General features: G+C 67.1%; 17 protein-coding genes. 13 read left to right on the plus strand and 4 right to left on the minus strand.

What is annotated here, in order from left to right; genetic code table 11:
- The first annotated feature begins 67 nt into the window (after positions 1–67).
- The 4 genes from OG394_RS31035 to OG394_RS31050 all read left to right on the plus strand — a co-directional run bounded on the left by OG394_RS31035 (position 68) and on the right by OG394_RS31050 (position 6,569).
- Positions 68–607: an SMI1/KNR4 family protein gene (locus tag OG394_RS31035; RefSeq protein ID WP_328990714.1), complete on the plus strand. Its 540-nt coding sequence runs from the start codon at positions 68–70 to the stop codon at positions 605–607.
- 68 nt (positions 608–675) lie between these two features.
- Entirely contained in the window at positions 676–1,635 is a 960-nt protein-coding gene (locus OG394_RS31040; protein ID WP_328990715.1) for an LLM class F420-dependent oxidoreductase, read from the plus strand.
- A gap of 268 nt (positions 1,636–1,903) precedes the next feature.
- Positions 1,904–5,623 carry a S8 family serine peptidase gene (locus OG394_RS31045; protein ID WP_328996885.1) on the plus strand — a complete coding sequence of 1,240 codons (3,720 nt, stop codon included), beginning with the start codon at positions 1,904–1,906 and terminating at the stop codon, positions 5,621–5,623.
- 145 nt (positions 5,624–5,768) lie between these two features.
- Positions 5,769–6,569, plus strand: coding sequence for an inositol monophosphatase family protein (locus OG394_RS31050; RefSeq protein WP_328990716.1), 801 nt, complete (start codon positions 5,769–5,771; stop codon positions 6,567–6,569).
- A gap of 164 nt (positions 6,570–6,733) precedes the next feature.
- On the opposite strand, the gene OG394_RS31055 is transcribed toward OG394_RS31050, so the two are convergent.
- The gene (locus OG394_RS31055; protein ID WP_328990717.1) at positions 6,734–8,107 is read right to left on the minus strand and encodes a lytic transglycosylase domain-containing protein; all 1,374 of its coding nucleotides are present in this window, start codon (positions 8,105–8,107) and stop codon (positions 6,734–6,736) included.
- Between the two features lie 250 nt (positions 8,108–8,357).
- Between OG394_RS31055 and hemL the strand changes: the two genes are divergently transcribed.
- The 9 genes from hemL (at position 8,358) to OG394_RS31100 (ending at position 17,078) form a co-directional block, all read left to right on the plus strand.
- Complete coding sequence (gene hemL / locus OG394_RS31060; RefSeq protein WP_328990718.1) at positions 8,358–9,689, plus strand: glutamate-1-semialdehyde 2,1-aminomutase; 1,332 nt, start codon at positions 8,358–8,360, stop codon at positions 9,687–9,689.
- Positions 9,690–9,731: 42 nt separating this feature from the next.
- The gene (locus OG394_RS31065) at positions 9,732–10,355 is read left to right on the plus strand and encodes a histidine phosphatase family protein (RefSeq protein WP_328996886.1); all 624 of its coding nucleotides are present in this window, start codon (positions 9,732–9,734) and stop codon (positions 10,353–10,355) included.
- 2 nt (positions 10,356–10,357) lie between these two features.
- Complete coding sequence (locus OG394_RS31070) at positions 10,358–10,927, plus strand: TlpA family protein disulfide reductase (protein WP_328990719.1); 570 nt, start codon at positions 10,358–10,360, stop codon at positions 10,925–10,927.
- A complete protein-coding gene (locus OG394_RS31075) occupies positions 10,920–11,666 on the plus strand; it encodes a cytochrome c biogenesis CcdA family protein (protein ID WP_328990720.1) in 747 nt (248 codons plus the stop codon). Before OG394_RS31070 ends, OG394_RS31075 begins: the two co-directional genes overlap by 8 nt.
- Positions 11,666–13,249, plus strand: a complete 1,584-nt coding sequence (gene resB / locus OG394_RS31080; protein ID WP_328990721.1) for a cytochrome c biogenesis protein ResB — start codon at positions 11,666–11,668, stop codon at positions 13,247–13,249. Before OG394_RS31075 ends, resB begins: the two co-directional genes overlap by 1 nt.
- Positions 13,246–14,307 (plus strand): c-type cytochrome biogenesis protein CcsB, encoded by a 1,062-nt coding sequence (gene ccsB, locus OG394_RS31085; RefSeq protein WP_328990722.1) that lies wholly within the window; start codon positions 13,246–13,248, stop codon positions 14,305–14,307. The genes resB and ccsB overlap by 4 nt, the downstream gene beginning before the upstream one ends.
- Before the next feature lie 4 nt (positions 14,308–14,311).
- Positions 14,312–14,557 carry a DUF4229 domain-containing protein gene (locus OG394_RS31090; protein ID WP_328990723.1) on the plus strand — a complete coding sequence of 82 codons (246 nt, stop codon included), beginning with the start codon at positions 14,312–14,314 and terminating at the stop codon, positions 14,555–14,557.
- A gap of 276 nt (positions 14,558–14,833) precedes the next feature.
- Complete coding sequence (locus OG394_RS31095; protein ID WP_328990724.1) at positions 14,834–15,448, plus strand: TetR/AcrR family transcriptional regulator; 615 nt, start codon at positions 14,834–14,836, stop codon at positions 15,446–15,448.
- Positions 15,449–15,512: 64 nt separating this feature from the next.
- Positions 15,513–17,078: an MFS transporter gene (locus tag OG394_RS31100; protein WP_328990725.1), complete on the plus strand. Its 1,566-nt coding sequence runs from the start codon at positions 15,513–15,515 to the stop codon at positions 17,076–17,078.
- 215 nt (positions 17,079–17,293) lie between these two features.
- Here OG394_RS31100 and OG394_RS31105 read toward each other — a convergent pair whose 3' ends face one another.
- The 3 genes from OG394_RS31105 to OG394_RS31115 all read right to left on the minus strand — a co-directional run bounded on the left by OG394_RS31105 (position 17,294) and on the right by OG394_RS31115 (position 19,860).
- Positions 17,294–17,698, minus strand: coding sequence for a hypothetical protein (locus OG394_RS31105; RefSeq protein ID WP_328990726.1), 405 nt, complete (start codon positions 17,696–17,698; stop codon positions 17,294–17,296).
- Positions 17,699–17,777: 79 nt separating this feature from the next.
- Positions 17,778–18,554 (minus strand): beta-glucanase, encoded by a 777-nt coding sequence (gene bglS, locus OG394_RS31110; RefSeq protein ID WP_328990727.1) that lies wholly within the window; start codon positions 18,552–18,554, stop codon positions 17,778–17,780.
- Positions 18,555–18,837: 283 nt separating this feature from the next.
- Positions 18,838–19,860 (minus strand): M48 family metallopeptidase, encoded by a 1,023-nt coding sequence (locus OG394_RS31115; protein WP_328990728.1) that lies wholly within the window; start codon positions 19,858–19,860, stop codon positions 18,838–18,840.
- Positions 19,861–19,911: the final 51 nt, after the last annotated feature.

A 19,911-nucleotide genomic window follows, 5' to 3' on the forward strand; every position in this document is an offset into this window, starting at 1 on the left:
CTGGCGGTCCGCCCGGCCAACGGCAACCAGCCGACTGCGCGGTCCGTGTGTCCGGGAGACTGCCGCCATGGAGATCGCGTGGCAGTGGCGGGAGATTGAGAAGGCATTGGAGTCGGCGCCGGTGGTTCGGGCGGCACTTGGCGCGCCTGCGACCGAGGCGGAGCTGGACCAGTGGGCGGGGGCGATCGGTCAGCCTTTGCCGGACCAGTTGCGCGAGCTCTACCAGGGGCACAACGGCACGCCGCGCGACGTCCGGGATTCGTCGCGCTTCTCGTTCGTCGGGAACTGGTACCCGATTCCCATCTCGTACGCGATCGAGAAATACGTGTGGCTCGGTTGGCTGACGGAGGCCTACGGCATCCCGCGGGTGATTCCGTTCGCGGAGGACATCTCGGGCTGCTATCTGGCCATCTCGAGCGACACCGGGCGCCGCGAGGTGCTCGACTGTTTCAACGACGGACCTCCTCATCACGGTTTCCACGATGTGGAGGCGTTGATGGCGGAGACGGTGGTCGGGTTGCGGGGCTGGCATCCGGAAGAGCGCGCGGACTTCCCGGATGGCGGACTCCACTGGGTCAGCCGTTTATGGGATGAGGACGACGACTAGGCCGGTGCTCGGAGGGGCCGGTTGGGGCGGATTCCGACGAATGAACGCAAGAAGCCAGAATGCATGTCATGACACGTTTCGGAATCTTCGTACCGCAGGGCTGGAAGATGGATCTCGCCGGGATCGCCGACCCGGTCGAGCAGTGGGAGGCGATGACGGACGTCGCGAAGGCGGCGGATGCCGGGTCGTGGGACTCGATCTGGTTGTTCGACCATTTCCACACGGTGCCGGAGCCGAGTGACAACACCACTTTCGAGTGCTGGACGACCACCGCGGCGCTGGCCCGCGATACCAAGCGGGTGAACATCGGGCAGATGGTCGGCTGCAACGGCTATCGCAACCCCGCGCTCTACGCCAAGATCGCGTCGACGGTCGACGTGGCCAGCCACGGCCGCCTGTACGCCGGTATCGGCGCCGGGTGGTACGAGCACGAGTGGAGGGCGTACGGCTACGAGTGGCCCGAGCTGAAGGACCGGATGGGCGCGTTCCGGGAGGCCACCGAGCTGATCTACCGGATGTGGACCGAGGACGAGGTCGTCTTCAAGGGCAAGTACTACCAGGTCGACAAGCCGATCAACGAGCCGAAGGGTGTGCGCAAGCCGCACCCGTCGTTCTGGATCGGCGGTGGCGGCCCGAACGTCACGCTGAAGCTCGTCGCGCAGTACGCCGATGGCGCGAACATCGGCGGCGGCAACCCCGACGTCATCCGCGAGAAGATCGCGCTGCTGAAGGGGCACTGCGAGAAGGTCGGCCGGAACTACGACGACATCGCCATCTCGACCGGGATCAACGCGTTCCCGATCGACGCCGGCGATGACCCGCAGAAGGCGACCGCCAAGGCCATGGGCCCGCAGAACTGGGAGAAGTTCTCCAAGGACAACCTGATCGGCACCGAGGACGAGATCGCCGACAAGGTCGAGGCCGCGCTGGAGGCCGGGGCGAACTACATCATCTTCTACACCCCTGGTGTCGCCTACGACCTGGACCTGGTCGAGCGCATGGAACGCGTCGCCAAGCGCTTTGCCTGAAAATCTGAAATCTGAGGTCTGACTTGCGGTAACGTCTGTGGGACTTTGCGTCACAACGCAAGGTCCCACCGGCGATTCTGATCAAGAAAATCGCCATCGCGACCCAACCGAAACCGCCCGCCGTACTGCGGAAAGCCCGGCCTCGTGGCTGAATCCGGCCATGGCGGATGTAGGCCAGCCGCCATCGTGGACCGTGGCCCTGGGCAACTGACACTCTCGGCGTGATGGCCTCGCGTCCGTCGGGGCTTCGAAAGGTGTCCCCGTGCGTATGCCTCGCCTCGTCACCAGTCTGCTCGCCTCCGCACTGGCCGTTGCGCTCGCTATCCCCCCGGCGAACGCCACGGCGGCGGTAGGCGCCTCACGGCAGCAGGTGGCGTACCCCAAGGCGAATGGAAACGCGACGGCGTCGGCCACCGCGACGCTGTCCGGGCCGAGAAATGCTGGGGCGGCGGCCATCACTGCTGGTGGTTCCGGTGCTGGATCCGGCACCGGGACCACCGGCGCTCAAGGCACTCCGGGGGCCGTGAGCAAGCGCATCACCCTGATCACCGGGGACGTCGCCGAGCTGACCACTTTCCCCGGCGGCCGGCATTCGGCGCGCCTGCTCGACCCGAAGGCGCCGTACTACATCGGCGAGTACGACGGCGACGTACACCTGGTCCCGGCCGCGGCGTACCCGTATCTCACCGCGAAGCGCCTCGACGAGCGGCTGTTCAACCTCAGCGATTTGGTTGCCCAGGGCTACGACGACGCGCGGATGAAAGTCCTTCCACTGTTGATCTCCGGACCGATGCCATCGGCAACTACTCGCCGGTTCGCCCTAGGCGAGATGGTTGCCGTCAGCACCGAAAAGGCCCGCGCGCGCGAATTCTGGAACTCGCTCAACGACGTCCGCACCCTCAGTGGTGATACCGGCAAGATCTGGCTCGACGGCCGGGTTCGGGCGCTGCTCGACCGGAGTACGGCGCAGATCGGAGCGCCGACCGCGTGGCGCAAGGGGTACGACGGCAAGGGCGTGAAGGTCGCCGTACTCGACACCGGATACGACACGAGTCATCCCGATCTCCAGGGCAAGGTCTCGACGTCGAAGAGTTTCGTCCCGGGTGAGACCGTCAAGGACGGCCAGGGCCACGGGACGCACGTCGCCACCATCGTCGCCGGGACCGGTAAGGGCTCGGCCGGACGGCGCAAGGGCGTTGCTCCCGGTGCGAACCTGCTGGTCGGCAAGGTGCTCGACAATTGGGGCTCGGGGTTCGACTCCTGGATCATCGCCGGCATGGAATGGGCCGTCGCCCAAGGCGCGAAGGTGGTGAGCATCAGCCTCGGCAGTATGCCGACGGACGGCACCGACCCGATGAGCGAGACGGTCAACCAGCTCTCATCAAAGTCCGGAGCGCTCTTTGTCATCGCCGCAGGCAACTCGGGCGCCGACGAGACGGTCAGCTCGCCCGCCGCCGCGACCGCCGCGCTGGCCGTTGGCGCGGTCGATCGGGACGACCGGCTGGCCTCGTTCTCCAGTCGCGGCCCTCGTCTCGTCGATGGCGCGGTCAAGCCCGAGGTCACCGCGCCGGGTGTCGACATCGTCGCGGGCCGCGCGGCCGGGACCAACCTCGGCCATGACGTCGGACCGCACTACACCGCAATGAGTGGTACGTCGATGGCGACGCCGCACGTCGCGGGAGCGGCCGCCATCCTCGCGCAGCATCACCCGGACTGGTCGGGCGCACAGCTCAAGGCCGTTCTCGCCGGCACCGCCAAGCCGTCCAAGGGGACATCGGTCACCGGGCAGGGCGTGGGCCGGATCGACCTGGCCGCTGCGCTCGATCCGCAGGTGGTACCGGATCAGGCCGCGCTCTCGTTCGACGCGAACCACTTGAGCAAGACGATTGCCTACCGCAACAACTCCCGCACGACGGTGAACCTCGACCTGCGAGTCGACGTACGGTCGCCCAGTGGAGTGAAGGCCGCCGTCACCGTCTCGCCCACCAGGCTCACCATCAAGCCTGGCGCGATCGGCAAGGCCATGGTCAAACTAAGCGCGAACACCCCAGCTGGGAATTACAGCGGACTATTGGTTGCCGGAGGCAAGGTTCGAACCGGCATCGGCTTCGTTGCGTCGGGCAAGCTGCACGAGATCACCGTGAGCGGGACGGATCGGCTCGGGCGACCGGCGAAGGCCGTCAGCGGCGTCCAGCTCTGGAACACCGCCACCGGCCAGGTCGAAGCGATCGCCTTCGACGAGACCGGCAGCCGTACGGTCCAGGTCCCGACCGGGCGTTATGCGGTGATGGCCTTCGTGATGACGCAGGACGCGGCCGGCTGGGACCAGTCGATCGCGTTGATGGGCCGTCCGGACGTCTGGGTGTCGTCGTCGATGCGTCTGCACTTCGATGCGCGCCAGGCCGAGCGGGTCTCGATCACCACGCCACGTCGTGCCGATCCGGACGGGTTCGTCCTGGCCTGGTACCGCGCACTCGGCGAGCGGACGGCGTTGTCCGGATGGTCGATGAACCCGCGGATCACGTCTGAGGTTTACGTCCAGCGGTTCGACCGGGTGCGTAAGGGCAAGTTCGAGGTGACCCAACGCTGGGATCTGGCCGAGCCGCAGCTCACCGTGGACGTCCTTGGTCCGAACGGATTCCGCTTGCCGTCGCCGGACCATTCCGGTTTCGAGAAGAAGTACGTCGGCAACGAACGACTCGGCCTGGTGGACGCGGGTGGCGCGACGTCCGCCGAGCTCGCGAAGATCGATGCCAAGGGCAAGGTTGTGCTCGTGCGCTGGCGCGATTACGACCAGACCGTCGCGCAGGTCGAGGCGGTCGCCAAGGCCGGCGGCAAGGTCGTACTGATGTACAAGGACGAGCCGGGCTTCTGGAGCGATGGCGGGGTCGCGCCGATCCCGGTCTACGCGTTGCGCCAAGCCGAGGGCCTCCGGTTGAAGGCCTTGCGAGGTGCGTCGATCCAGCTGACCGGAATCGCCGAACCGACGTACCGCTATGACCTCGCGCTCAGCGAAGACCAGGTCCGCGGGCCCTTGCGGTACGACGCCGCCCGCCTCGCCACGGCGGTCGTGCGTACGGCGTTCCACCACCACAACGGCTGGCAGGAGCTGCACGCGGATACCCGCACGGCCTTCCTGCCCGGCATCAGCGTCGGCTTCCCCTCCACTCGACTCGTCACGGCGCCAGTCGAACGCACGGATTACGTGACGACTGGCGGGAGCGAGTGGACCGACAAGACGTCCGCGGGCGAGTGGAACGAGTACGGCCACGAGTACGCCGTACCGAAGGTCTATCGCCCCCACCAGCAAGTACGTCGTACCTGGTGGGCCGCCATCGCCCGCCCCGCCATCCCGGCCATCGGTGGAGCCGAAGCGGACGGCCTACCGGTCGCGCGGTTCGAGGACGCGATCCGGGTGGCGATCCCGCAACACGTGAACGGCGATCGCACGGTTTACGGCTGGAGCGACCAACGAGGCGACAGTACGACGATGGTGCTGCGCCGCGACGGGCGTGAAGTCGGGAAGTCGAACTGGTCCGTCGCCCAATTCGGCGTCGACCCGACCTCCAGCTGGTACGAGCTCGACCTAGCGGTAAAGCGTGCCCCCAACACCTGGGCCACAACCTCCACTTCCACCCGTACGACGTGGCGCTTCCGCTCGGGCCGTTCGACCAAGGCGCGAGTGGTGCTGCCGCTGGTCCAGCTCGACTATCGCCTCGAGACGGACGCCGAGAACCGCGTCCCAGCCCAAGGTGGCGCCCGCCTCGAAGTCCGCCCGACCTACCAACCCGGCGCAACCGGCCCAGGGCTCTTCCGCACGGTGATCGAGATCTCCCACAACGGCGGCAAGACCTGGACCAAGCTGCACGGCTACCGCCTCCCCGCAGCCCCGCCCGGCGCCAAATCCGCCGACCTCCGCGTAACCGCCACCGACCTAGCCGGCAACTCCACCACCCAATCCATCACCACCGCCTGGCACCTCCGCTAACACTCCGAGCGCCCACGGCGCCCTTTGCATTCATTCGTCGGAATCCGCCCTCTTCCGTCCGCCGACCTGTACTTGTCCGCGGTGGTTGAGAGGGCGGATTCCGACGAATGAATGCAAAGGGAAGGCGGCGGTATTGGATAGGGACATGGACGAACAGAGTGGTTCTGATGTCGAGTTGGCGATCGCGGCGGCCGAGGCGGGCGCCGCGGTCGTGCGGGCCAAGTACGGCACTTCGATCGGCCGGCACGACAAGTCGGCGACGGACTTCGCGACAGATGCGGACCTCGAGGCGGAGCAGGCAATTCTTGACCTGATCCAGAGCGGTAGACCCGGGGATGCTTTCGTCGGTGAGGAGTACGGCGCCCGCGGTGACGCCGATTCGCCAAGGCGCTGGCTGGTGGATCCGTTATGCGGGACGCTCAACTTCGCCGCCCAGACTCCGCTCTTCTCCGTCAACGTCGCACTGCAAACCGGTGGTGAGACCATCGCCGCCGCGGTCGCGGATCCTGTTTCCGGCGAGACCTTCTGGACCGACGGAGACGCCGTCGGCATCCGTCGCGAGGATGCCGACCTTCCGATGGTCGCCACGGCGGACTCGCGGCTCGTGGACGTCAATGTGGACCCGATAACCGACGGGACCTTCCTCGGATCCCGGCTGCTGACCGATCACGATTTCCGGGCTGCCTTCGGCCAGCGAGTCTTGTCGACGACGCTGGCCGTTGCCTGGGTGGCCGCGGGCAGGCGCGCGGCGTACGTGACCGACGGCGATCTCCGCGACAGCGTCCACTTCACGGCCGGGCTCGCGCTGTGCCAAGCGGCCGGCTGCATCGTCACCGACCTCCGCGGCCGCCCCCTCCACACCGGCCTCGGCGTCATCGCCGCCGCCGACGCCAAAACCCACGCCACCCTGCTGGAAATCACCGCCCGCCACCTTCCGGCGGAATGAACAAGTCTGGTCACAAGGGACCGATGAACGGCGACACGCCTGGTCACAAGGGACCGATGGACAGAAGAATGGGCGACGCCACGAAGCTGGGGGGAGGGGCTCCGTGGCGTCGCCAGAGGCGCGCCAACTTGGGAGGGGTGGGGGCAGGCGCGCCAGTTCGGGGGTCAGCTGCCGGCGATACCTCCGCCGAGGATGCCGAGTAGACCGAGCAGCGAAAGCAGATTGCGGATGACCTGGTCGACGGCTTTGGTGCCGCCGGTCTGGAAGGCGGTCACGCACTTCTGCAGTTGCTCCTGCGACGGGTTCTTGATGGTGACCTTCGCCATCTCGGCCTGGCAGTAGTTCGCGGCCCGGGTCAGCTCCGTGACCGTGCTACCGACCGTGCCGACGATGGTGCCCGCGGCCGTCTCGATCACCGCGGCTCCCGGGATGACCGGGGGTTTCGGCGTGACCGTCGGCGTGCTCGGCGGCTTCGTCGAAGTAGACGTCGAAGTGGTCGGCGACGCCGTCGGCTTGCGGGTCGGCGTGGTGGTCGGCCGGGTGGACGGCTTCGTCGTACGACTTGCGGATGCGGTCGGACGCGACGTCGTCGGCTTGGTCGTGGTGCCGGTCGTGGCCACTGGCGGCGTCGGGATCACGATCGCCTTGTCCCACTCTTCGGTGGGCGGGTTGATGTCGACGTTGTCGATCTCGTCACCGGCGCGGTCGATGCCGTCGCCCTCGCGGCCGCCGTTGTCGACCGCGACCCAGCTGCCACCGGCGTAGGCCTTGGCGATACTCGTGACGAGATCCACGTAGGCCTGCGAGTGGTTGTAGCGCAGCAGGGCGGCGTTGAGGTCGCCCGCCTTGGTCAGGTTGACGTCACCCGAGCACAGGTAGACGGCTGTCGACATGGCCGCGTCGTCGACGTCCTGCGGGTTCTTCAGGCCGTCGCCGTCACCGTCGACACCCATCAGCTTCCAGGTGCCGGGGATGAACTGCATCGGGCCGACAGCTCGATCGAAGATCTGGTCGCCGTCATACCGGCCGTCGTCGGTGTCCAAGATCCGGGCCGTCGTCACGCCGTCGAGGCGGGGGCCGAAGATGCCGGGCTGGGCCAGGCCTTGGGGGTTCAGCGCGTTACCGCCGTGGCGGCCGTGGTTGGACTCGACCCGGCCGATCGCCGCGACCAGGGTCCACGGCAGCTGGCAGCTCCGGTCCGCGGTCGACATCACCTGCTGGGCGCGCGAATAGGCCTTCAGCGCGGCCTGCGGAATGCCGTTGCGGGACAGGCCGGACACGACCTGCGTCGGCTGCTCGCCCGGATCCACGCCGATGCCGGTCCCGCCGGGAATCGGGTAGTTGGCCGGATCCGCGAACGGTTTGGCCGGTACGACGACTGGGTCACCGCCCTTGCCACCGGACAGCAGCGAGGCGCTGGCGACGGCAGGATCGTCGGTGGCGGACACGGTGAAGGCGCTCGCGAAAAGGGCGAGCGGTATCAGCGGAGCCACCTGGGCCCAGCTTCTAGTGGTGGCGCGGCGGTTGCCCTTCGCCATCGCGAATCCCCTCCGTGGTTTGCCGGGTCACCCACGCGGGCCCGGCTCCTGGACTGCACTGCTCTTCCCGTTCGTCCAGGTGTCCGTCGTACAGGTCTAACGGTTCGCCCCGGCGTGGGTTACGGGACGGCATCAGCCATGCACGAACGATCACCGGATTACATACTGGCGCGTAACAACGGGTCTGTGAAGGCCTTCGCCGCAGCGTGAACCGTCCCCGCCCACTCAGCGGACTGGTCTGTCGGGGAGAATGGCCGCCGTGTCTGACGAACGTGCACGCCCGCATCGGTCCGAAGAGTTGTTCGCCCGCGCCTCCGCGGTCACGCCGGGTGGGGTGAACTCCCCGGTCCGCGCCTTCCGCGCTGTCGGCGGCACCCCTCGGTTCATGACCCAGGGTGACGGATCTCACATTACCGATGCGGACGGTAATCGGTATGTCGACCTGGTCGCGTCCTGGGGCCCGATGTTGCTCGGCCACGCACACCCCGAGGTGATCGCGGCCGTCCAAGCAGCGGTCAGCCGCGGTACGTCGTACGGGACGCCGACCGAGCCCGAGGTCGAGCTGGCCGAGGAGATCGTCGCGCGGACGCCGGTCGACAAGGTGCGCCTGGTCTCGTCCGGTACCGAGGCCACGATGTCCGCGCTACGCCTGGCCCGCGGGGTCACTGGCCGGGCCAAGATCATCAAGTTCGCCGGCTGCTACCACGGCCACGTGGACGCTCTACTGGCTCAGGCCGGCTCAGGCGTCGTGACGCTCGGCCTGCCCGGCACACCCGGTGTTACCGAGGCCACGACGGCCGACACGATCGTCCTGCCGTACAACGACAAGGCCGCCGTCACCGAGGCCTTCGCGACGTACGGCGACCAGATCGCGGCAGTGATCACTGAAGCCTCGCCCGGCAACATGGGCGTCGTACCGCCGCTCGACAACTTCAACGGCTTCCTGGCCGACATCTGCCGTGCCAACGGCGCGCTGTTCATCTCCGACGAGGTGATGACCGGGTTCCGCATCACCCGCTCGGGCTACTACGGCGTCGACGGGGTCGTGCCGGACCTGATGACGTTCGGCAAGGTGATGGGCGGCGGCTTCCCGGCCGCGGCGTTCGGCGGCCGGGCCGAGCTGATGTCCCACCTCGCGCCGGAAGGCTCGGTCTATCAAGCGGGCACGCTCTCCGGGAACCCAGTCGCCACCACCGCGGGTCTGACCACGCTGCGGCTGGCCACGGACGAGGTCTACGCCAAGCTCGACGAGACCTCGCTCACGTTGCAGCGGATGGTCGGTACGGCGTTGGAGAAGGAAGGTGTGCCCCATCTCATCCAGGCCGCCGGGAACCTCTTCAGCGTCTTCTTCGTGGACTCTCCGGAGCCGGTCACGCAGATCCGGGACTTCGCCGGGGCCAATGCCCAGGTGCTGCCCCGGTTCGCCGCCTTCTTCCATGCGATGCTGGACGCCGGCGTCTACCTGCCGCCGAGCGCCTTCGAAGCGTGGTTCGTGAGTGCGGCGCTCGATGCCGACGCGCTGGCCGAGATCGAAGCCGCACTGCCCGGGGCAGCCCGAGCGGCCGCGGCCGTGAAAAGTTAGAAGGGATCCACAGCGGTGACCGAAACGACGGTCGTGCATCTGATGCGTCACGGCGAGGTGCACAACCCGAGCGGTGTGCTCTACGGCCGGATCCCCGACTACCACCTGTCCGAGCTCGGCCGGAAGATGGCCGACCGGGTCGCCGAGCACGTGGCCGGGCGCGACATCGTGCACCTGGTCAGCTCGCCGCTGGAGCGGGCTCAGGAAACGATGGAGCCGATCGCGAAGGTGTTCGGCCTGACGCCGGATATCGATGAGCGCGTGATCGAGGCGGCCAACCTGTTCGAGGGCAAGAAGTTCGGCGTCGGCGACGGTGCCCTGCGCCAGCCGAGTGCCTGGTGGCTGCTGCGCAACCCGTGGAAGCCGTCCTGGGGTGAGCCGTATGTGCAACTCGTCCGCCGGATGCGCGACGCGATCGAGACCGCCCGGGAGAAGGCCGCCGGGCACGAGGCACTGATCGTGTCGCACCAGCTGCCGATCTGGATCGTGCGCAGTGCGGTCGAGGGCCGCCGGATGCTGCACGACCCGCGGAAACGGCAGTGCAGCCTGGCCAGCCTGACGTCGTTCACCTTCCATGGTGACTCGATCGTCTCGGTCGGTTACGCGGAGCCCGCGAAGGACCTGCTGCCGGTCAAGGACCCGAAGAAGTTCACCGGGGGAGCCTGATCGTGCGCCGCCGCCCCGCCCTGTTGGTCGCCGTACTACTGCTCGCTCTCACCGCGTGCAGTACCGGCGCGGATTCCAATCGGGAGCGGCAGGGGCAGACCGGCTTCGTCAGCGGCACCGGCACGGTATCGGTGCTGTCCCCGCGGTTGCCGGCGCCGAAGCTGGTCGGTGAGACTCTCGACGGAAAGCAGTTGGACCTCGCGGACTACCGCGGCAAGGTCGTCGTGCTCAACGTGTGGGGTTCCTGGTGCAAGCCATGCCGGCATGAGGCCCCCGAGCTGAACAAGGCCTCAAAAGAACTGGGCGACTCGGTGGCGTTCGTGGGTATCAACACCCGCGACAAGAACCCGGTTCCCGCCCGCAAGTTCGTCCAGACCTTCGAGGTCGCCTTCCCGAGTGTGTACGACCCGGATGGCAAGCTGCTGCTCGGCTTCCGCGGCCTGATCTCACCGAGCGCGATCCCGAGCACCCTGGTGATCGATGCCGAGGGCAACGTCGCGGTCCGGGTGCTCGGCGAGATCAGCGCGAACAGCCTGGTCGACATGGTGGAGAAGGCTCGCACCAATGGGTGAATGGTTCGCCGATTCTGTCCTGAGCGGTTCGATGTTGCTGGCCCTGCCGATCGCCGCACTGGCCGGCATGGTCTCGTTCTTCTCGCCCTGCGTGGTGCCACTGCTGCCGGGCTATCTGTCGTACGTCACTGGCTTGTCCGCCGCGGAGCTGGATAGCGGCCGCAAGAGCCGGATGCTGGCGGGCTCGGGCCTTTTCGTGCTCGGTTTCTCCGCCGTCTTCATTCTCACCGGCGTCGTCTTCGGTGTGGTCGGGGACGCCCTGCTCGAGCATCGCGTCATCATCACCCGGGTGCTCGGTGGCGTGACGATCCTGCTCGGACTGGTCTTCCTCGGCCTGTTCGGGATCTTCCAGCGCGACGTCCGGGTGCACAAGGTGCCGAGCGTCGGAATCGCTGCCGCGCCCTTGCTGGGTGTGCTTTTCGGCTTCGGCTGGACCCCGTGCATGGGCCCGACCCTTGGCGCCGTACTGACGTTATCGCTGACCGAGGGCAGCAGCACCCGCGGCGCCGTACTCGCGCTCGTCTTCAGCCTCGGCCTCGGTATTCCGTTCATCATCGCGGCCCTGGCGTTCCGTCGGATGCTCGCGGCGGTGGCCTGGGTACGGCGCCACCAGGTCTGGGTGATGCGGGCCGGCGGGCTGATGCTCGTTGCCGTCGGCATCCTCCTGGTGACCGGCGTGTGGGACTCGATCACCGGTGACCTCCAGGTCTGGGTCAGCAACTTCGGAACGGCGGTCTGATGACGGACCTCAAGACTTCACCCAAGCCTGAGACTGAGGGGGCTCCCGCGATCGGCGCGGTCGGGATGGCACGCTGGGCCTGGCGGCAGCTCACGTCGATGAAGACGGCGTTGATCCTGCTGTTCCTGCTGGCCCTTGGCGCGGTGCCCGGTTCGCTCATCCCGCAGGTCGGGATCGACCCGCTGAAGGTCTCCGACTTCTACGCGGCGCATCCGTCGCTGGCCCCTGTTTACGACAAACTCGGGCTGTTCGACGTCTACAAGTCGGCCTGGTTCTCGGCGATCTACCTATTGCTTTTCATCTCGCTGATCGGTTGTGTCGTCCCGCGGCTTTCCGTTTATCTAAAGGCGTTGCGCGCTCGGCCGCCGAAGCCGCCGCGCAACCTCCAACGCCTGCAGGGATACCAGAAGATCGAGGTGACGGGCTCCCCGGCGGAGGTCCTCGAGGCCGCCGCGGGCGCGTTGAAGTCGCGCCGTTTCAGGATCGAGCGGTACGACGGTGCCGTAGCGGGCGAGCGTGGTTACCTCCGCGAGGCCGGCAACCTGGTCTTCCACTTCTCGCTCATCCTGGTCCTGGTCGGGGTGGCGTGGGGATCGCTGTTCGGCTATCGCGGCACGGTCTTGGTTGTCGTGGGCAACGGTTTCGCCAATACGATCGCGCAGTACGACGACTTCGTGCCGGGGCGGGCGTTCAGCCCGGACGACCTGCCGCCGTTCTCGTTGACGGTGAAGGACTTCCAGGCCAAGTTCGAGACGTCCGGGCCGCAGCGGGGTGCCGCGCGCGAGTTCAACGCGCTGCTGACGTACGAGGTGACGCCGGGCGCGCCTGAGCAGTCGTACGACCTGCGTGTGAACCACCCGCTCAAGGTCGACGGCACCAGCGTGCACCTGCTCGGCCACGGGTACGCCCCGGTGGTGACGGTTCGCGATGGCAAGGGTGAGGTCGCGTTCGCGGGGCCGGCGCCGTTCCTCCCGCAGGACACGAACTTCTCGTCGTTCGGCGTGATCAAGGCGCCGGACGCGCGGCCGTACCAGCTCGGTTTCGAGGGGTACTTCCTGCCGACCGCGGTGATCGACGATCGCGGCCCGATCTCGGTCTTCCCCGACGACATGAACCCGGCGCTCGTGCTGACCGCCTACTACGGCAGGCCTGCGGTCGAGGACGGGCGGCCGGAGTCGGTCTACCAGCTGGACAAGTCGAAGCTGACCCAGTTCGGCAACGGCAAGGGCGACAAGCTGCGGTTCCAGCTCGCGCCGGGACAGAGCATCGCGTTGCCGGACAAGCAGGGCTCGATCACGTTCGACTCGTACAGCCGGTGGGTGAAGCTGCAGGTCAGCCACACCCCGGGGCTGAACCTGGCACTGGCCGGCATCCTGCTCGCCATCGCCGGTCTGATGGCCTCGCTGTTCATCCATCCGCGCCGGACCTGGATTCGGGTCACCGAGTCCGACGGGCGTACCGTGGTCGAGGTCGCCGGCCTGGACCGCGGGCCGGAGCGCGGCCTCGGGGACGAGCTCGACGCGATCGCCAAAGCTTTGAAGCCTGTTCCACCTGTTAAACCGAATGAGCAGGAGAAGCCATGAACGCGGAGACCCTCGCGAACGTCTCCAACCTGGTCATCCCGACGGCCACGGTCGTCTACGCGTTGGCCCTGGTCTCGCACACGATCGAGTGGGCCGGCAGCCGTACGGTCGCGCCTGCTACTTCTACCGAAGACCCGGTTCTGGTCGGAGCCGGTGTTGTCAGTACGTCGACCAACGCCGTCCGTACGTCGGCAGACGCGTCGTCCGCGGGAATCGGCGCCGGGTCTGGAGACTCGCGCGGTTCGGTGGGCTCGGCTGGTTCGGGCGCGGTCAAGGCCGCCGGTGAGCTCGGGCGGAAGGCGGCGGCCGCGAGCCGGATCGGCGTACTCCTGACGGTGCTGGCGTTCGTCCTGCACTTCACGGGCGTACTGACTCGTGGACTGGCCGCGGGGCGTGCCCCGTGGGGCAACATGTACGAGTTCGCCATCACGTCGTCCCTGGCCGTCGCGATCGTCTACCTCGCGCTGGTCAAGCGGTACAAACTGCAGTGGCTCGGGCTCGGCGTAACCCTGGTCATCGGCTCAGTACTCGGTCTGGCGGTGCTGGCCCTCTATACGCCGGCAGGCCCGCTGGTGCCGGCTCTGCACTCGTACTGGCTCGTGATCCACGTATCGGCCGCAGCGATCTCCGGTGGCGCCTTCACCGTCGGTGCGATGGCGTCCGTGCTGTACCTGCTCAAGGCTCGTGCCGAGCGCAAGGCGGTTGACGGCGTACAGATGTCCGGGGCGATGCGACGGCTGCCCGGGTCCGACGCGATCGACGGTGTGGCGTACAAGGTGCTGGCCTTCTCGTTCCCGCTGTGGACGTTCGGTGTCCTGGTGGCGGGCCCGATCTGGGCGGAGTACGCCTGGGGCCGGTACTGGGGCTGGGACCCCAAGGAGGTCTGGTCCCTGGTGACGTGGGTCGTCTACGCGGCCTACCTGCACGCTCGCGCGACTGCCGGGTGGCGGGGTCGCCGGGCCGCGATCATCGCGATCGTGGGCTGGTTCGTCTTCATCTTCAACTTCGTCGGAGTGAACCTGCTGGTCTCTGGGCTGCACTCCTACGCCGGGATCTGATCGTATGAAGAACTTCGCCATCTACACCGCACTGCGGGCACTGCTCTTCGCCGCTGCCGCCGGTGTGCTCTGGCTGATCCTCCGCAACACCCTCGGGCTGTTCCCGATCCTGCTGCTGGCCCTGCTGATCACCTCGATCGCCTCGATCTTCGTGCTCCGCGCCCAGCGCGATCGCCTGGCCGGCACCATCGAGGAGAAGGCCACCCGCATCTCCACCAAGATCGAAGAATCCCGCCGCGCCGAAGACTGATCCGCTCCACCCTTCAAGAGGCCCGTCACCCACCGGTGGCGGGCCTTTTGCGAGCGCCTTGGGTGAGGCTTCGGAAAATCCCGTGACTTGGGGTGATGGCTTGTGATTCTATTCACTTGGCAGGTTTGGTAAACCGTTTGCCGTTAGGCGGAAAAAGCTCGTATCGTTGCGACATGGTACGAAACAGTTTCGTACTACTGCGATCAGTCGAACACGGAGTGTCACCAAGCCATGGTGATGTCACAAAGCCGGTCGCGGGCGTGTCTTAAGGGAGCCATGACCATCACCAGCGAGTCCAGCCACATCACGCGCCAGCGGCCCAGGGTCGAAGGAGATCGCGAGGACGAGATCCTCGAGGCGACCGTGATGGTGCTGAGCGAGCTCGGATACGACCGGCTCACGATGGACGCGGTGGCCAGTGCGGCGAAGGCCAGTAAGGCGACGCTGTACCGGCGCTGGACGACCAAGGCCGAGCTGGTCGTGGACGCGGTCAGCCGGGCGAAGGGGTGTCAGCCGAGATCGGCCGACACCGGAACGCTGCGCGGCGACCTGCTCGCGATGTCCTGCGGCGAAGGGGGGTTCACCGACGACGTACCGATGTCGGTGATGGCGGCGCTGGTGACGGCGCTGCACCGGGACGCCGACCTGCAGCAGGCGTTCGAGCGGATCTTCCTGGCACCGCGGATCGCTCTGGTGAACGAGATCTACGCGCGGGCGGTCGCTCGTGGCGAGATCGGGGCGGACGTCGACGTCGAACTACTGGCGACGGCGCTGCCCGCGGTGATGGTGCACCAGTCGTTCGTGCTCAACCGGAAGCCGGACGACGCGATGATCCACCGGGTCATCGACAACTTGATTCTGCCCGCGGCGCGGGGGTCGCGGGAGTCCTGACCCGGCTGAGGGGCCGGCGGGCGAGACCAATCCATTCAGTACGTAAGTGAGGGGAACTATCAGCATGTCTGAGAACACCGCCACGGCTCCAGTGCCGGAGCGGTCCGGGGTGCAGGACGGCACGGGCACCGGTAACGGACCCGCCCCGCGCAACCTCGGTATCGCGCTCGCGCTGATCAGCATGGCGCAGCTGATGGTCGTGCTGGACGGCACGATCGTGAACATCGCCCTGCCGCACCTCCAGAAGGACCTCGGCTTCTCCAACGCGACCCTGCCGTGGGTCGTCAACGCCTACGCGCTCGCCTTCGGTGGCCTGCTACTGCTCGGCGGCCGCATCGGCGACATCGTCGGCCGCCGGAAGGTCTTCATGTTCGGCGTCGTGCTGTTCGGCGCCGCTTCGTTCATCGGTGGTATCGCCGAGAGCGAGAGCGTGCTGCTGATCAGCCGCGTCCTGCAGGGTGTCGGCGCGGCGGCCGCCGCGCCGAACGCGCTGGCCCTGATCACTACGACCTTCCCGGCCGGCAAGGAGCGCAACCGCGCGATGGCCGTGTACGCCGCGATGTCCGGCGCGGGTGCGGCCGTCGGCCTGATCCTCGGTGGTGCGCTGACCGAGGCGAGCTGGCGCTGGACCTTCTTCATCAACACCCCGATCGGCCTGGTCGTGGCCGTGCTCGCCGTGAGGTATCTGGTCGAGTCACCGCGGCAGACCGGCAAGTTCGACATCCCTGGCGCGATCTTCGGCACGCTGGGTCTGACCTCACTGGTTTACGGCCTGACGCACGCGGCCGAGTCGGGTTGGAGTGACTTCTGGACCGTGTTCTTCATCGCCGCCGGTCTCGTGATGCTCGCGATCTTCCTGCTGATCGAGGCCAACTCGAAGCACGCGCTGATGCCGTTCCGGATCCTGGCCAACCGCACCCGTGGTGTCAGCTTCCTCGTGATGCTGGCCGTCGGTGCGGCGATATTCTCGATGTTCTACTTCCTGGGCATCTTCATCCAGGCCATCCTTGGATACTCCGCGCTGAAGACCGGTTTCGCGTTCTTGCCGTTCAGCTTCGGCATCGTGGTCGCCGCCCAGATCAGTTCGGTGCTGATCGCCCGGATGGATCCGCGCTGGCTCTCCGGTTTCGGTGCCGGTCTGGCCGCGGTCGGTATGTTCGGCTTCAGCCGGCTCGAGATCGACTCGACCTACCTGACCGACCTGCTGCCGTTCATCCTGCTGCTGTCGATGGGTATGGGCTTCATCTTCGTCCCGCTCACCCTGACGGCCGTCCACGGTGTGGCCGACGAGGACTCGGGCGTCGGATCCGCCGTACTGAACACCGTTCAGCAGATCGGTGGCGCGATCGGCCTGGCAACGCTCGGCACGGTCTCGACCACCGCCATCAAGGACAAGATGGGCGAGTTCGGCCCGCAACTCCAGCAGGCCGCCGCTGACGGTGCCACGCCGGAGAAGCTGAAGCAGCTGGAACTGCAGTTCACTGGAATTGCCACTACCTACGGGTTCACTCGGGCCTTTTTGGTCTCGGCTGCGATCATGTTGGGGTCGGCGGCAGTCGTCCTGTTCGGCCTCGCGGTCAAGCACCAGGAGCTCGCCAACGACGGCAAGACCTCAGTCCACGTGGGCTGACCAAAGGCTTCCTCCGGGCGGGAGGAAGAAAAAAGCGGGACTCGGTCTGGGGGCAGACCGGGTCCCGCTGCACTTCCGGCCCAGGTTTTCTTTCCTTCTTGCCGCGAGTGGTCACATCTGAACCACGCGGCGGCCCGCTTGCCGACGGCATCGCGGACCAGACGCGACCACTCGCGGCAAGAAGAAGCGTCTCTTCGGTCGAGCGGAACTCAGGGTCACCAGGACCAGCCGCGGGAGGCTAGGTTTTGCTCCTCGAGCCAGCGCCTTTCCTCGCCTCGCTGGAGGTCGGCCTCCGGGGGTACGCCAGCCAGTCGGCAGGCCTCGTCGAGTAGGTCGTCGTACGCGGCCTCGAGGGCCATCAAGCGATGCGCTTTCGCGTAGACGTGGGGCGTCGCCTCGACCCGGCGGATCTTTCCGGCGAGCTGACCGAGCCTGGTCTGCAACTGCAACGTCTCGAACGGATCGGGCTCGGGCGCCGAGCGCCGGCGAAGCCGTCCGGCAACACGCTCTGCCGCCGCGTGCAGACCCCGGCGCCAGCGCGACGGCGGCGGCTGCGGCAGCACCAGGTTGAGCAGCGCGCACAAGAGCAGGAACAGGAAGAGCAACGCGACCCACTCCATCGACCTCACCACCTCAGTTCGAGGTTACGACGGCAAGTTGCGGACGGCGAGACCTTTGTCGCGGTCGAGCCGCGCCCCCTCAGTACGCCGTGTATCGGGCGGAGTCGAAGGTGGCGGTCAGTGTCCTGCCGGGATAGGTGAACGGGCCGAGCCAGCCGTCGACGCCGGTGCCGGGCCAGAGGTTCAGCATGAGGCGTTGTGGGTGGGTCGGCAGTGGGCCGCGTGAGCCGTTCTCCTGGTGGACGAGCCGGCCGTCGACGAACCAGTTGATCGTGCCGCGATTCCACCACTCGATCGCGTAGTTGTGGTACCCGGCCGAGGCGTCGAAGCCCAGGTTGATGATCTTCTCGTGGCCGCCGACGCCGTTGGTGAAGTAGTTGGTCTGCATTTGGGTGGTGTTCTTGCCCAGGATCTCGATGTCGATCTCGTCCCAGGGCTGGCCGTCGCTCGGTCCGGTGTAGGTGAAGAAGCCGGTCACCGTGCCGGAGGCCTTCACCGCTCGCATGCGCACCTCGAAGCGCCCGTAGCTGTAGTGGTTGTTGGTGCGGAGCTCACCAGAGGCGTACGGCTTGCCCGAACAGCCGCTCGGGCAGGACGCGTTGTCCAGGTTGAGGCCCGCGACACCACCGCTGAACCAGACGTGGTCGGCGCGCCAGCCCGCGTTGAACATGCCGCCGTTGCTCCAGCCGTCAGCCTTGTGCCATCGACCGGTGTTGTAGCCGTCGAAGTTGTCCACGAAGCTGCCACCGATGGCCGTCGGCGCGGCTTGGCTGCCGGCCGGCGCCACGATGGCGCTGACCAGGCCGAGCGTGGCGAGCGCAAAGGCGGCCGTTATGCGAGATCGAAAACTGAACACGATTGCCTCCGGATGTGATTCCGGTCGACCTGGCCTCGAGAAATCGGCATGCGTCGGTGAACAGGGGCGGAGGGAATTCACCGACGCATGCCGAGGGAAAGGCAGCCGAAATGCCTTTACCTTCTTTCGGGCGCGCAAAACTCGACCGGGGCGGATGCGACCGGAACAGGGGAGGTCGCAGCAGAATCGTGCGATGGGAGCGGTTCCACGTCAACCCGCCACCGGTTCCGGAACTTGCTTCACACCTTGGTAAAAGCGCTCGCGAATTCGGGTCGGTGCAATTTTAGTTGCGTGGCGGCGTGAATTTGGAGGAGACCCAGTCCTTTACGCCGCCGAGGCCTTCGTTCAGATCGCGCATGAGCTTGGCCAGCGGGTCCTGGGAGCGGTTGAAGGCGTCGGTGTACGACTTCGCCGCGTTCTTCGCCTCCTGGGACATCGAGGCGTCGTTGTCGTCCTGGCGCTTGGGGTAGTTGCCCGAGACGATCGCCGTGTACTCGCCCTCGTCCACCCAGCGGCGCAGCTCGTGCGCCCGGATCACCGCGAGCGGATGCGTCTGGGCCTCGAGCAGCAGCAGCTTGAGCACGCTGTCGCGAAGATCGCCCGCGCCCTCGTACTCCGTGCCCTGAGCGAGGAACGCGGTGGTGTCGAGCTCCTCCAGCTGGCCGCCACTGGCGAGCTTCATCTGGACGCGCAGTGCGACGGCCGGGTCCTGTACGGCGAGGAGGCCGGCGCGGTCGCCCGAGAGCTCCGCCTTCCGGGACCACTCGTGCAGGGCGGCGATGATCGCGCGCAGGCCGAGTGCGCCGATCGGCATCCAGTTCACCGCACCGGTCAGGCGCATCAACCAGAACAGCAGCGACTGGTACAGGGCGTGGCCGCTCTGGGCGTGCCCGAGCTCGTGGGCCAGGACGAAGCGCAGCTCCTCCTCGTCCAGCCCCTTGATCAGGGCGCTGTTGACCACGATGAACGGCCGGTCCATCCCGATCGTGACCGCGTTCCAGAGCGGGCTGTTGGTCACGTACAGCTCGGGCAGCTCGCGCACGTCCAGCGTCGTACCGGCCTCGGTGTAGAGGGTGTGGATGCGCGGGAACTGGCGCTCGTCCACCCGGATCGCCGAGCCGAGGAACTGCAGCCGGAAGGCCCGTTCGTTGATCAGGCCGGACATCTTGCGCAGGATGTAGTCGAAGCCCTTCAGCTGCCGCAGCGCCACCAGCGCACCACGGTCGGCCGGGTGCTCCCACGCACGCGAGCTGATGTCGGTCAGCGTCACCCGGGGCCTGGTCGGGCGCTCGGCGTTCTCGGTCATCTGGGTAGTCCCCCTAGAGTCGGTAGCGGCACTTTAGGCCGCCGTTGGTCC

The sequence above is a fragment of the Kribbella sp. NBC_01245 genome (assembly GCF_036226525.1).
Lineage (GTDB): Bacteria > Actinomycetota > Actinomycetes > Propionibacteriales > Kribbellaceae > Kribbella.